This is a genomic window from Vibrio chagasii (assembly GCF_002954585.1).
Taxonomy (GTDB): domain Bacteria; phylum Pseudomonadota; class Gammaproteobacteria; order Enterobacterales; family Vibrionaceae; genus Vibrio; species Vibrio chagasii_A.
In genome coordinates this window covers 1,768,218-1,781,395 of the sequence record NZ_MSCI01000002.1, presented here as the reverse complement: position 1 = coordinate 1,781,395, position 13,178 = coordinate 1,768,218, and the positions used below count along the sequence as shown (strand labels likewise).

Annotated in this window: 11 protein-coding genes; 6 read left to right on the top strand and 5 right to left on the bottom strand. The window is 45.6% G+C overall.

The window, feature by feature from the left end; translation table 11 throughout:
- Positions 1 to 30: 30 nt before the first annotated feature.
- From BTO10_RS16345 to BTO10_RS16335, 3 genes are all read left to right on the top strand, one after another.
- Positions 31 to 816 carry an HAD-IIB family hydrolase gene (locus tag BTO10_RS16345; RefSeq protein ID WP_105025250.1) on the top strand — a complete coding sequence of 262 codons (786 nt, stop codon included), beginning with the start codon at positions 31 to 33 and terminating at the stop codon, positions 814 to 816.
- A 259-nt stretch (positions 817 to 1,075) separates the two neighbouring features.
- On the top strand, positions 1,076 to 2,002 hold the full coding sequence (locus tag BTO10_RS16340; protein ID WP_105025249.1) for a LysR family transcriptional regulator: 927 nt from the start codon (positions 1,076 to 1,078) through the stop codon (positions 2,000 to 2,002).
- A gap of 294 nt (positions 2,003 to 2,296) precedes the next feature.
- A complete protein-coding gene (locus BTO10_RS16335; protein WP_004741614.1) occupies positions 2,297 to 3,550 on the top strand; it encodes a D-amino acid dehydrogenase in 1,254 nt (417 codons plus the stop codon).
- Positions 3,551 to 3,630: 80 nt separating this feature from the next.
- On the opposite strand, the gene BTO10_RS16330 is transcribed toward BTO10_RS16335, so the two are convergent.
- From BTO10_RS16330 to BTO10_RS16315, 4 genes are all read right to left on the bottom strand, one after another.
- Complete coding sequence (locus BTO10_RS16330) at positions 3,631 to 4,368, bottom strand: dienelactone hydrolase family protein (RefSeq protein WP_105025248.1); 738 nt, start codon at positions 4,366 to 4,368, stop codon at positions 3,631 to 3,633.
- A 201-nt stretch (positions 4,369 to 4,569) separates the two neighbouring features.
- On the bottom strand, positions 4,570 to 5,517 hold the full coding sequence (locus BTO10_RS16325; protein WP_004741616.1) for a 1-aminocyclopropane-1-carboxylate deaminase/D-cysteine desulfhydrase: 948 nt from the start codon (positions 5,515 to 5,517) through the stop codon (positions 4,570 to 4,572).
- A 140-nt stretch (positions 5,518 to 5,657) separates the two neighbouring features.
- Positions 5,658 to 6,914 (bottom strand): sensor histidine kinase, encoded by a 1,257-nt coding sequence (locus BTO10_RS16320; protein WP_004741617.1) that lies wholly within the window; start codon positions 6,912 to 6,914, stop codon positions 5,658 to 5,660.
- A complete protein-coding gene (locus BTO10_RS16315; RefSeq protein WP_004741618.1) occupies positions 6,911 to 7,588 on the bottom strand; it encodes a response regulator transcription factor in 678 nt (225 codons plus the stop codon). Before BTO10_RS16315 ends, BTO10_RS16320 begins: the two co-directional genes overlap by 4 nt.
- Before the next feature lie 126 nt (positions 7,589 to 7,714).
- On the opposite strand from BTO10_RS16315, the gene BTO10_RS16310 reads away from it, so the two are divergent.
- From BTO10_RS16310 to BTO10_RS16300, 3 genes are read left to right on the top strand one after another with little or no spacing between them, the layout of a single operon-like run.
- Complete coding sequence (locus tag BTO10_RS16310; RefSeq protein WP_105025247.1) at positions 7,715 to 8,734, top strand: glycosyltransferase family 2 protein; 1,020 nt, start codon at positions 7,715 to 7,717, stop codon at positions 8,732 to 8,734.
- Positions 8,731 to 10,200 carry an ArnT family glycosyltransferase gene (locus tag BTO10_RS16305; protein ID WP_105025246.1) on the top strand — a complete coding sequence of 490 codons (1,470 nt, stop codon included), beginning with the start codon at positions 8,731 to 8,733 and terminating at the stop codon, positions 10,198 to 10,200. The genes BTO10_RS16310 and BTO10_RS16305 overlap by 4 nt, the downstream gene beginning before the upstream one ends.
- Positions 10,187 to 10,651: a GtrA family protein gene (locus BTO10_RS16300; RefSeq protein WP_105025245.1), complete on the top strand. Its 465-nt coding sequence runs from the start codon at positions 10,187 to 10,189 to the stop codon at positions 10,649 to 10,651. The genes BTO10_RS16305 and BTO10_RS16300 overlap by 14 nt, the downstream gene beginning before the upstream one ends.
- A gap of 110 nt (positions 10,652 to 10,761) precedes the next feature.
- On the opposite strand, the gene BTO10_RS16295 is transcribed toward BTO10_RS16300, so the two are convergent.
- Positions 10,762 to 13,137, bottom strand: coding sequence for a YgiQ family radical SAM protein (locus BTO10_RS16295; protein WP_032554382.1), 2,376 nt, complete (start codon positions 13,135 to 13,137; stop codon positions 10,762 to 10,764).
- Positions 13,138 to 13,178 lie beyond the last annotated feature (41 nt).

The window sequence follows — 13,178 nt, the reverse complement described above, 5'->3', positions numbered from 1 at the left end:
TTTAGTGATTGATTATTTAGAGGTGTAGAAATGAATTCGGTATCGAATGAATTGAACCAAAATTGGAAAAAGATAGATTGGGTGTTAACCGATGTGGATGACACCTTAACGTGGCAAGGTCAATTGCCGCCTGAAACCTTGATCGCTTTAAGTAAGCTTCGAGATTCGGGCAAGAAAGTGGTTGCGGTAACGGGGGCTTGTGCAGGTTGGTGTGATCATATTGCTCAGCTGTGGCCTGTTGATGCGGTTCTCGGCGAGAATGGCGCTTTCATTATGGAAAAGAAAAACGGTTATCTGACATTGCGCTCAGATATTCCTTTGCCAGAAGTCAGTGCTAATCAGAGCAAACTGAAACAACAAGTCTTAGCTATTTTGAGTGATTATCCAGAGCTCAGCTTAACGCTGGATCAGTCGTACCGCTTGTGTGAGGTCGCGATAGACATCGGTCAAAACCGTCCCAAAGTCGATGATGCGATTATTGAAGAGATAGTCTCTAAGATTCATGCGCTAGGTGCACACGCCACAGCAAGCTCTATTCACATTAATGCTTGGTATGGTGAGCACTCTAAGAAAGCAACATCGACCGCTTTTCTCAAAGAGAAGGGGCTGTCTGACCAAGAAATAGTCGAGCGTAGTTGCTATGTCGGTGACTCGATGAACGATCAATACATGTTTGAAATTTTGCCGAACAGTGTAGGTGTGGCCAATATTCAGCATTATTGGGAACGACTAGAGCATCACCCATCAGTGGTGATGAGCAAACCCGGAGGATACGGCTTCTCTGAGTTTGTCGATAAGCTGCTCGCTTTAAAATAGTGACTGGTTATCGGCTTAAAACAGCCGATAGTGAACATCAAACACAGCTCATTTCTTCGTTGGATTGAGCTGTGTTTTTGTTTTATTAGAGACGAATACATACTTCTTCTATATAACACCTATCGTTTTTTAAGGGCTTGTGTTGGTGACTCAGTCCACAACTTGCAAACTTGCTAGGTCGGTACCTCAATTCCTAGATGGGCAATTGAGAAAATTGTGAGAGGCTTGTGTTGTGTCAGTCGAATCACAAGGAAGTTGTATGCACCATTTTAATCTTCGTGCGCTTGAGTATCTGAATGCGTTATCAAAATATGGGTCACTGCGTAAAGCATCTAAGATGATGAACGTTGACCCTGCCGCAATGAGTAGAATGCTGACGCAGCTTGAAGCACAAGCAGAAATGAAGGTGTGGGAGCGCAACAACCGCCAATCTCTGCTGACTGAGGCGGGCAACGAGTTATTGAACTATTACCGCTCCATCGTTCGCAGTGAAACGGCGGTGCTGGCTCGCCTAACCAAGCTGAAAAACCTCAAGGGCGGTAACGTTAGCATCGCGATAGGAGAAGGGTTTATCACTAACTTGGTCTCTAAACCTATGCAGACTTTCATGGCTCGTTACCCTGATATCAATTTATCGATCGAGATAGCCGGTGCATTGGATGCGGTGAAAATGTTGGAAGATCAACAGATTGATTTTGCGATTACCTATGCGTCTGCACCTCACCCTAAACTGCATTCACACGTCGAGCGTAGCCACCCTTTAGAGCTTATCGCTCCCAAAGGGCACGTACTGACGACGCAACAAGCACCGGTGACACTGCAAGACATTAGAGAGGCTTCTATTGCTTTGATCGACAACTCGACAGGTATGGGGAGGCTCGTAAAGCAGGCCGAACAAAACTCTCATCTTACCTTACAGCCAAAACTTCAAACCAACTCGGTCACCGCGCTAACTAACTTCGTTTCGGCAGGCCTAGGCGTAACCTTTATGCCTAAGCTCACTGTGCTTGACGAGATCAAATCGGGACAAATTGAAGTGGTTGCGACTGAGCTAGACACCTTCTCTAAAGCGACGGTCAAAGTTCAATCTCTCAAAGGCCGTGCACTCTCATTGCAAGCCGAAACCTTTTTAGACTTTCTTATCGAGAACGCTACATTCTTAAGTCATGATGCTCACAATATCTAAATAGATCAGGGTTGGTGAAACGCAGAGTCCTAATCTTGGCTCAACTTGTTACTACCAGTGAGCTTCTTTGTTGGGTGAGGCTACCCTGTGGGTCCACTCAATGGCTTGTACTCTGAAGCCCTTCAACATCACACTTCCAAACTCATTCTCTCGATTTGCGACAAAATTGACTTTTTATCAACAAATGATGAATTGTTAAGTCAACGCTTGATGAATACGTTACAAACTATTAACGACAGGTGTTTTAAACAGGCCGTAAGGCTCAGCTGTGTGGCGAGTGCAGGGGAATATAGAATGGAAGTAATTGTAATTGGCAGCGGTGTTATTGGCTTGACCAGTGCTTGGTATCTGGCGAAAGAGGGCCACTCAGTAACGGTTATCGACCGCCAGGATAGCAGTGGTAAAGAGACCAGTTTCGCGAACGCCGGGCAAATTTCTTATGGCTATTCTTCACCTTGGGCAGCGCCGGGTATTCCGTCAAAAGCGATGAAATGGCTGACCCAAGAACATGCGCCTTTAAAGGTCAAACCGTCACTTTCTCCAGAATTAGTGGCTTGGGCGACAAAGATGCTCGCTAACTGCAATGAAGCTAAATACGCCGTGAATAAGTCACGCATGCTGAGAGTGGCAAACTATAGTCGAGACTGTCTAACCCACCTTCGAACCAGTGAAAATTTGGCTTATGAAGGCAGGCAGAAAGGTACCTTACAGGTATTCAGAAGCGAGAAACAACTGGATGCGATTCAGCAGGATATGAAGCTACTAACAGAAAGTGGCATTGAGCACTCGCTGTTTGGTGTTGATCAGTGCCTGTCGGTTGAACCAGGATTAGCAGACGTGAAAGACAAGCTGGTGGGCGGCTTATACTTACCTCATGATGAAACGGGAGATTGTCATCAATTCTGTTTAGCTCTGACTGAGAAAGCTAAGTCGCTTGGTGTTCAGTTTGTGTTTGATACGGAAGTACTTAAGCTGAACCGTAAAAATCATGATATTCAGAGTATTACCACGACTCAAGGAGAGTTCAGAGCGGACGCTTACGTGGTGGCTTCGGGAAGTTATTCTCGAGATCTACTTAAACAAGTCGACTTGTCGATTCCTGTTTATCCAGTGAAGGGCTACTCTTTGACATTGCCAATTGTTAGTGCGGATAAGTCACCAACATCAACCGTTATGGATGAAACCTATAAGGTAGCGATGACGCGTTTTGATGATCGAATTCGTATTGCAGGGACGGCAGAGCTTGCTGGTTTCAATTACCTGATTCCTGAAAAGCGCAAAGCGACGATTGATATGGTGATAAAAGACCTGTTCCCGCAGGCTGGGGACTTCTCTAAAGCAGAATACTGGACTGGATTAAGGCCAATGACGCCAGATGGCACGCCTATTATCGGCAAGACGCCAATTAAGAACTTGTTTACCAATACTGGTCATGGGACGTTGGGATGGACGATGGCGTGTGGTTCAGGAAAGTTGTTAGCGAGTGTGGTTAGTGGCTCAAATAGCGATATTCAATCAGACGACCTGAGCATCCACCGTTACATGTAACTCATCAAAAAACGTGTACACACCAATTAGCCCATGCTTAGCTATATAAGCATGGGCTAACTAGGTTTTAGTGTTTCAGTTTATCTGGTGGTGGTCTCTAATACATGAGTGAATCGCTGCCACGATTTTTGGTCAGCTTCATTCTGGTAATTATTGGAACCAAACACGGTGAACGCATGAGGGGCTCCGCTGTAGGTGATCATCTCATGAGGTACTTTGGCTGATTCCAGTTCAGCGGCAAGGCTGCCAAAATCCTGCATTGATATCATGGCGTCAGCCGTTCCATGGAACACGACAACTGGCGCTTTGGTTTGTGAGTAGTCTTGTCCTTTCGGTGTCGATAGACCACCGTGGAAGGTGACATAAGCTTTGGATGGAATTCCTGCTCTCGCGGCTTCTAATACAGCAGCACCACCAAAACAATAACCCATCATCACATTGTTATCTAAGTTACCGCCAAGTCTTTGCGCTTCCATAGCGCCAGCATTAAGCAGTGCGCGCATTTTTTCGCGATCTTTATACAATTCGCCCGTGTGTTGCTTTTTATCTTTCACTTCTGTTGGGCGAATGTCTTTGCCAAACAGGTCGATAGCAAATACGTTGTAACCGAGTTTGTTGAGCATCTCAGAACGCTTTTTCTCGTAGTCGGTCAAGCCATCCCAATCGTGTATTAAAAGTACGAGGGGGGCTTGATCGCTGGCTTCACTCCAGTAACCTTCGAACTCCATGTCATCCACCTGGTAGATGACGTTTTCTCCAGAGTGTGCTGCAAAAGGCAGTAAAGCCGAAAATAGGCCTAGTGTAGTAAGTGCTCGCATACATTAATCCTTCAGGTGACGAGTGGCAATCCAATGGAAAGTATAGATAACGTTATGATTCTCGCCAGATTGTCAGTTTGGCTTTGATGGGTAAAGCAAGAAGGATTGCTGTATTAAACGGAAGAAATTTATACGGAAGAAACAATCACAGTAAACCGTCACTGTGACTGTTCGAATAACAGGTTTAGGAGAACTGAAGGATTACCAAGCAGGTGATGCGCTGCTATCGCTGTTAGAACCAGTTGCCTTTATATCAGGATACTTGCGTTGGTAGCGCGGTAACATCGACTCGTTTCCTAAGATGCCACCTTGATGAATATAGATAATGGTTTTGGTTGGGTTATCTGCCTGCCATTCTTCTAAACATTGCCACATTAATGGGTCATAAAGCAGATCGAATTCAATGTCAGTTTGCTCCTGAAGATCAAGCCAAGTTTGGTAGTCTTGCTTATACAGTTTACCAAAGTGATGCTTTTTCGGGAGAGGCAATATCTGTGGATGTTCGGTTTCGCCAAGCTCATTGAATTGCTGCGTCAGGTAGTCACTTCCACCGACACAAGCGCAAGTAAGCACTGGGATATTGTGTAACTTTAGGTGCTTATGAAGATAAAGTGCAGTGCTGCCAGTCCCTGCGGGTAGTGCCACAACAAAGTCGTATTGGTTTTCAAAGCGCGTCCAGCTCAGAATTTCCATTGCCAGTTGCTTCACGCCATATTCGGAAAGTTGAGAGCGACCACCCTCAGGTAACACGATGCACTGTGAGTCAGGTTGTCTCACTTGATCGATGTACTGTTGTGGATGAAGTTCTGAGCCTGTTTCTTTAACTGAAATGACTTTAGCGCCAAGGTCAATAGCACCACGGTAATTGCCGATTGGGCGCTCTTGTAACCATTGAGGTAGGTGGTCGACGTAAAACTCCAGCGTCCAACCTTTAATCTTTGCCAATGCCGCGAGTGAGAACATAGAGTTCGCTTGCGCTGAGCCGTAGCTAATTAGAGTGGTGATGTCCTGATGATCGTCTTCTAGCAGCTTCATAAATTTGCGGGCTTTATTGCCACAAAAGTGGGAGTGCAGCTGGTCATCACGCTTTAAGAAAAAGGTGTGGTCGTTGTATTGATGCTGAGTTACAGGGCTATTATTTAGTTTCATCGCACTTAGTAAAAATGCTGACTAAAAAGCCAGCATTTTAAAATCAAATTGGACTCACGAGTATCTAGTAGGTTATTGCCTCTGTAAACCAACTACATCAAGTTTTCACTCGATATTGAGTCCAATTAGTATCGGCCGCTCTAAAAGGTGATTTGAGCCGTGCATCCACCGCAACTTCGGTTGAACAGTTTGAAGTCCCAGTGATAGCGTTGACACAGGTCGTCGACAATCAATAGCCCTAAACCGTGGCCGTTAGGGTTGTATTGATCTTGTAGGCCTTCGCCTTGGTCTTCAATCGTTATGCTGTTTTGAGACAGAGTAATGGTCACTGTGCCGAGATTAGTTGCTGCAATAGCGTTTCTTAGCAGGTTACCAATCAACATATTCATGATAGCGCTGGTGGCTTGAATGGTTGGCTCTGACTCAACGATTAACGATATCTCGACCTCTTTTTCAGAGGCCTGCGACGTGCTTTTTGACACAATAGCTTCTAATTCTTGTTGGCTAAATAAGCGTAGTGGAGCGTCGTCACTGTTTCTTTCATATCGCACGAGGCCAAGCAAGGCATCGACCATCTCAGACATCTGTACGATGGCGTCATCAATACGCTCAACCTGACGAGATTGAAACTCGGTCGTATCACTACGAAGCAATAGCTTATTAGCACCGCGTGCAACCGTTAATGGTGTTCTCAATTCATGGCTTGCGTAGCGTGCAAAGGCTTGTTCTCGCTTGATTAGTGAGTTGATTTCTCGACGATATTCATTGAGTTGATCGGTCAGTTGACGGAATTCAATCGCAGCATCGTCACTTACTCCAAATTCTTCGTTGAGGTTGAGTTTGTTCGACTCAAGCTGTGCAGAGAGAGAGTTAAATGGTTCAATAAGCCGTTTGGATAATCGATAAAGTATTGAACCAAAACAAAAAATTAGGATGGAGAGCAACGTGAGTATAAACATTGTCGCGTACACTGATTCTGTTTGGTCCAGTTCGATAAGGTCTATTTCAGACAGTAGAATAATAGGATAGGTTTTTCCGTGGTATGTGTACTCACCAACATAGACCATGCGCGAGTTCGGTTCTTGACCCACTTCGCCAAGGAAGTTTTCTCTGCCTTTTATAAATTTAGAGTACTCTTCCGGTATGAGAGTTGGGTCATTATAGGCCGTGGTCAGTTCATCTATTCTTAGTTCACCATTCTCCCCAGCTTGAAACTGGCTGATGGCGTAGTTGCGGTCAATCAGGATTCGCCTTTCGCCGACGCTGTCTTCAGACAAAAACAGTGCTGATATAAAGACCACATAGACAAATGCCGTCACAATTACTGCCATTAAGCCAAAGAAAAGCGCTAAACGGCCTGTAAGGGTTTTTGTGCTAGTGAGAACATTGAGAATCAATTGTAAGACTCCAGGCGGAATCCAACCTTAGGAACCGTAATTAGCATCTGGGTATCAAAGGGCTTATCGAGTTGATTACGCAGTTGGTAGATGTGACTACGTAGCACATCGTTGTTCGGTTCGTCTTCTTCCCATAGCTTGTACGAGATGTCTTCACGCGTTACCACTTCAGGTGCATTCTGGCACAGCATCTCAAGAATGGTATAGGTGGTTGGGTTGAGTGCAAGTAGCTTGTCTTGACGGTAAGCTTTGCGGGTTTTCTGGTCGATGGTGAGCTCGTCAAATTGAAGTTTAGAGGACGCCACTTTTCCGCGGTAACGGCGAACCAGTGCATTCATTCTTGCTTCTAGAATATCTAAGTCAAAGGGCTTGGTGAGATAATCATCTGCACCGTGGTCAAAGCCTTTCAACATGTCTTCACGGCTATCGAGTGCAGTCAGCATCAGGATAGGTGTTGCGTTTCCCTGGTCTCGCAGTTTATTGCAAACCGTTAGGCCGTCCATTCGTGGCAACATCAGATCTAAAATTATGATATCAAATGAGTTGTCCATTGCGAGCTGCAGGCCAAGCTCTCCGTTGTCTGCATAATCGAGTTCCATCCCAATACACTCAAAATAATCAAATAAGACACCTGCAATTTCACGGTTATCTTCGACCAATAGAACTCGTTTCATTTTGAATCTCATACAGAAATAGACAATAACATTATCCTGGGTGAGCGTGAAAAATATGTCAATAACATAACTTTCACTTGTGGGCGCGTAAAATTGATCTCAGATTAATAAATAGAAGAACGTATTATGTCTGAACTTCATATTAGCCGACCTAAAGAATCCCTCTCGCAGATCCACCCAGCGGTTTTGCTGTCTATCATTGTGCCTTTTTATAACGAACAAGAGGTGTTGGAAGAGTTTCATTCACGCTTAACCAAGGTGTTAGATAGCCTGCCGATTACCAGTGAGATTGTTTATGTCGATGATGGCAGTAAAGATAACAGCTTAGACGTGGTGAGCTCATTTACCTCCATCAATAGTTCTATTTCTGTTATCGGACTGAGCCGTAACTTCGGTAAAGAGTCGGCGATGAGTGCTGGCTTAGAGCATTGTCGCGGGCAAGCGGTGATCTTATTAGATGCAGACTTGCAAGATCCTCCTGAGTTAATTCCTCAAATGATTGCCAAATGGCGTGAAGGCTATGACGTGATCAACATGCAACGTCGCCAACGTGATGGAGAAACTTGGTTTAAGAAGTTTTCAGCGGCGAGTTTTTACAAAGTGATGAATGCGGCTGCCAAGATTGACGTTCCTGAGAATGTGGGGGATTTCCGACTAATGAGCCGTGAAGTTGTCGACCATATAAACCAACTTCCAGAACGTAATCGTTACATGAAAGGCATTTTTTCTTGGCCTGGTTTTCGCCAAGCGACTATTCAGTTTAATCGTGATGCACGTTTCTGTGGTGAGACTAAGTGGAACTACCTCAAGCTGATCGGGTTAGCAATGGATGGCATTACGTCATTCTCGATTCGACCCCTGCGCATTGCGACGGCTGTGGGTGGTTTAGTTGCGCTGAGCGCGTTTATCTACGGCGTCATTATTGTCTTCAAAACCATGATGTTTGGTGAGCCAATCACAGGCTACCCATCGATGATGGTGGTTCAACTTGCCCTCGGCGGCATTCAACTTCTGAGTATCGGTTTAATGGGGGAATACATAGGTCGTATCTTCATTGAAACCAAGAATCGTCCTTTGTATTTGATCCAATCTGTGGTTGATACACCCGCATTAAAAACACACTTTAAACTAGAGGAATCGGCATGATCCTGAATAGAACGCACCTATGGTATTTACTGGCTTTTGCACTGGTTTTGAGGCTTTTATCCCTAGCGACATACCCGCTAATGGATACCACGGAAGCACGCTATGGCGAAATGGCCCGCTTGATGATCGAAACGGGAAATTGGTTAACCCCACAATTCGATTACGGTATTCCTTTCTGGGGCAAGCCCCCAATGTTTACTTGGATGAGTGCGGCTGGTATTCAGTTATTTGGCCTGAATGAATTTGCGGTTCGTGCACCCCATTGGCTAGCTGGTGTCGCGACGATTCTATTGACCGCGTATATGGCAAAGCGAGTGGGCCAGAGTGCTTTAGTTACTGCTGTTGTTTTGGCAACATGTGGAATATTCTCGATTGCTGCTGGCGCTGTAATGACTGATATGGCGTTAACCTTGTCTATGACGATTGCGATGTTAGGTTTTTATTTGTGTTGGCAGGGAGAAGGAAGCGATAAGACCAATAGAAATTGGGGATATATCGGTTTCATTGGCTTGGCACTAGGCTTACTTGCAAAAGGTCCTGTTGCGATTGTTATCATGGGTATCGCAGTTTTCCCTTGGCTAGTTTTACAACATGGGTTTATTGGCGCTTTCAAAGTCCTTTGGCAACGTTTCCCACTGTTGTCTGGTATCGGTGTAATGCTAGCTATTGCGTTGCCGTGGTACATCATGGCTGAGATCGCGACACCAGGGTTTATTGATTACTTCATCGTTGGAGAACATTTCAAACGCTTTGTAGTAAGCGGTTGGGAAGGGGATCTTTATGGTTCTGCTCATGATGAAACGCGAGGTATGATCTGGGTATTCTGGATTCAAGCCGCGGCACCTTGGTCAATTGTGTTACCTGTTTTAGCGTTCGCTCGTCGCAACAAAATCGCTCAAATTAACGCTGAGAATCGCGGACTGTTTTCATTTCTGGTGTGTTGGTTAATCTCACCTCTAATTCTATTCACCATGGCAGGCAACATTCTTCCTGCTTACGTGTTACCAGGTATTCCTGCTCTTGGTTTGTTGGTTGCTATACTCGTAGTGGAAAAAGATAAGAAGTGGTTCTCCAGCGTGGCCTTGGTTCTACCAGTGTTGCTGATGATTGCGATGGTTTACCTAAACCTAGGTAAGGCAAACGAGAAGAGTGACCGTATCATCTTTGAACAGATTACGGATTCTGCACCAAGCTTCTATGTGGGTAAGCGACCATTCTCTGGTCAGTTTTATAGCCACGGGCAAGCAAAGAAACTGCTTGATATCGAGCAACTAGATGGCATCGACAAGTTCTACTTGATTGGTAAAAGGGCAGAAGTAGAAACCAAGATAAAAGAAAATGCGTTGACCTGTATTTTGGAACCAACGGTGAAAATAAAGCGTGCTTTATTCACTTGTCATAGCCAAAACATCAAACCCAATCTGTCGTTGAGCCACATCCGAAGTGAAAGTGATGTTCAGCGTTAACTCAGGACTGAAAATGGTCAACAACAAGCTTCAGGCACACAGTCAAAAGCTCCAATCCCATCACAAGATGGTTCGATTTGCTGTTGTTGGTGTTGGTGGGTTTGTTGTTGATTGTGCGGTATTTGCCTTGCTGCATTACATTGTTGGTTTGCCTTTAATGACGGCGAGAATTAGCTCGTTCATTGCTGCTGCAACGACAACGTGGTTTGGTAATCGCGTGCTGACTTTTGGGTTCAAGGGGCAGGGGCGTTGGTCTGATAAACTGATTCAGTGGCAAAAATTCATGTTCTCCGCATCGATATCAGCGGTACCTAACCTGCTTTGCTTTAAGTTGATGGTAGAACTACTGCCAGTGTTTACTGGCGCTGTGTTTATCGCAATGGCAGTTGGTATCTTGGTTGGTATGGTGACTAACTACCTGTTTAGTCAATATTGGGTTTTTACTCGCTAAACTCCTTGTAATCATATAGCCAAGTAGTCATTGATAACAGACATTAAAAAGCGCAGCTAAATAGCTGCGCTTTGTGTTTTTGTGTTCGCTAATGGTATCTGATCACAAGATTAGCGTTGTGCGGCACGTTGACGGCTCTTTCCGTTACCTGCTGGCTTTCCACCTTGGCCATTACCACCTTTATTGCGGTTTGGTTTGCCATTGCCTTGCGATTGACCGCCCGGTCCTTTCTTGATGAAGCCCGTTGCTGGCTTACGAGAGTTCCCATTACCGCCACTGTTACCTTGGCCACCATTGCCGTTGCCAGCAGGTTTCTTACCACCTGGTTTAGGCTTATTGCCACCAGATTTAGAGTGGTTACGTGGCTTCTCGCCGCCTAATCCTGGTTGAGATTTGCTGTGCTTAGTAGCAAAACGTTGTGAACCGTGACGACCAGACTTGCGACGCTGCGCTGGTGTTTGAGCATCAAAGTCATCTTCAGGAACCAAGCAACCTGGTTTATCACCAATCAGGTGTTTTTTACCCATGTCGATCAAAGCTTCACGAATCAGTTTCCAGTTCTCTGGATCGTGGTAGCGAAGCAGTGCTTTATGCAGACGACGTTGACGGTCACCTTTTGGCACAGGAATATCTTCACGCTTTTTGTACTTAACGCGTTTCAGAGGGTTTGTCTCTGAGTAGTACATCGACGTTGCGTTACACATTGGCGATGGGTAGAAGTTCTGTACTTGGTCACACTCGTAGTTGTGCTTTTTAAGCCACAATGCCAGGTTCAGCATGTCTTCATCTTCTGTGCCCGGGTGAGCCGAGATGAAGTAAGGAATTAGGTACTGCTTCTTACCGGCTTCAGCGCTGTACTTCTCGAACATCTCTTTGAAACGATCGTAAGTGCCCATACCCGGTTTCATCATCAGATCCAGTGGGCCTTTTTCTGTATGCTCTGGAGCAATCTTCAAATAGCCACCTACGTGGTGCGTTACAAGCTCACGTACGTACTCTGGTGATTCTATCGCCAAGTCGTAACGAACACCAGAAGCGATCATGATCTTCTTAACGCCTGGTACTTTTCTCGCTGAGCGGTACAGGTCGATGGTGTGTTTGTGGTCTGTGTTTAGCTTCTCACAGATTTTCGGGAATACACACGATGGGCGACGACAGTTCACTTCTGCTTTCGGGTCTGAACAACCTAAACGGTACATGTTCGCTGTAGGGCCGCCCAAGTCAGAAATGGTACCAGTGAAGCCAGGCACCTTATCTTTGATGTCTTCGATCTCATCCAAGATCGATTCTTTCGAACGGTTCTGGATGATACGGCCTTCGTGCTCTGTGATTGAACAGAAAGAACAACCACCAAAACAGCCACGCATGATGTTCACTGAGGTTTTGATCATCTCGTAGGCTGGAATCTTTGCTTTGCCGTACATCGGGTGAGGTACACGCTTGTAAGCAAGGCCAAACACGTAATCCATCTCTTCTGTTGCTAGAGGGATTGGTGCTTGGTTAACCCAAAGCTCGCGGTCACCGTGACGTTGAATCAAAGCACGACCTGAGTACGGGTTTGTCTCTAGGTGTAAGATACGGCTTGCGTGAGCGTAAAGAATACGGTCGTTGTTAAGCTTTTCGAACGCAGGGATACGCACCGCTGTCGTTTTCGCATCGTGGCGAGAAGGACGAATTGTAATTGGCTGCGCCTTTGGCTCTTCATCTTTTTTGGTATCGCATTGCGTTTCCACTTCGTACGGGTTGACTGGTACGTAAGCTTTGTTTGGCTTTTCGATACGAGAAGAGTCGATGATCTTGTAACCTTCAGGTGCAGCAGGCAGGTTGATCGCTGTACCACGAATGTTGGTTAGGTTAGAGATATCTTCGCCATCAGCAAGGCGGTGTGCTACTTCTACTAGAGCACGCTCTGCGTTACCAAATAATAGGATGTCCGCTTTTGCATCAAACAGTACAGAACGACGAACTTTATCCGACCAGTAATCATAGTGTGCTACACGACGTAAGCTCGCTTCGATACCACCCAATACGATAGGTGTACCTTTGTAGGCTTCACGACAACGTTGAGAGTAAACCAGAGTTGCACGATCAGGACGCTTACCACCTTCATTATTTGGTGTGTATGCATCATCGTGACGTAATTTGCGATCAGAGGTGTAGCGGTTGATCATGGAGTCCATGTTGCCCGCAGTGATGCCGAAGAATAGGTTAGGTTTGCCTAGTTTCATGAAGGCATCTTTATTGTCCCACTTTGGCTGAGCGATGATGCCCACGCGGAAGCCTTGAGCCTCAAGAAGACGGCCGATGATAGCCATACCGAAGCTCGGGTGATCAACATACGCGTCACCAGTTACAATAATAATGTCACAGCTATCCCATCCAAGAGCATCCATCTCCTTTCTACTGGTAGGCAAAAAGGGTGCTGTTCCGTAGCACTCGGCCCAGTATTTTTTGTGTTCGTGAATAGGAGTGATATCGCTGTACATATTTCGACCTCTGATTTTTGAGGCGGGAATTATAGCGGCAT

Bases quoted from the DNA above. Each gene is read 5' to 3' on its own strand.
- BTO10_RS16345 (WP_105025250.1), top strand. From the start codon at position 31: ATGAATTCGGTATCGAATGAATTGAACCAAAATTGGAAAAAGATAGAT.
- BTO10_RS16340 (WP_105025249.1), top strand. From the start codon at position 1,076: ATGCACCATTTTAATCTTCGTGCGCTTGAGTATCTGAATGCGTTATCA.
- BTO10_RS16335 (WP_004741614.1), top strand. From the start codon at position 2,297: ATGGAAGTAATTGTAATTGGCAGCGGTGTTATTGGCTTGACCAGTGCT.
- BTO10_RS16330 (WP_105025248.1), bottom strand. From the start codon at position 4,368: ATGCGAGCACTTACTACACTAGGCCTATTTTCGGCTTTACTGCCTTTT.
- BTO10_RS16325 (WP_004741616.1), bottom strand. From the start codon at position 5,517: ATGAAACTAAATAATAGCCCTGTAACTCAGCATCAATACAACGACCAC.
- BTO10_RS16315 (WP_004741618.1), bottom strand. From the start codon at position 7,588: ATGAAACGAGTTCTATTGGTCGAAGATAACCGTGAAATTGCAGGTGTC.
- BTO10_RS16310 (WP_105025247.1), top strand. From the start codon at position 7,715: ATGTCTGAACTTCATATTAGCCGACCTAAAGAATCCCTCTCGCAGATC.
- BTO10_RS16305 (WP_105025246.1), top strand. From the start codon at position 8,731: ATGATCCTGAATAGAACGCACCTATGGTATTTACTGGCTTTTGCACTG.
- BTO10_RS16300 (WP_105025245.1), top strand. From the start codon at position 10,187: ATGTTCAGCGTTAACTCAGGACTGAAAATGGTCAACAACAAGCTTCAG.
- BTO10_RS16295 (WP_032554382.1), bottom strand. From the start codon at position 13,137: ATGTACAGCGATATCACTCCTATTCACGAACACAAAAAATACTGGGCC.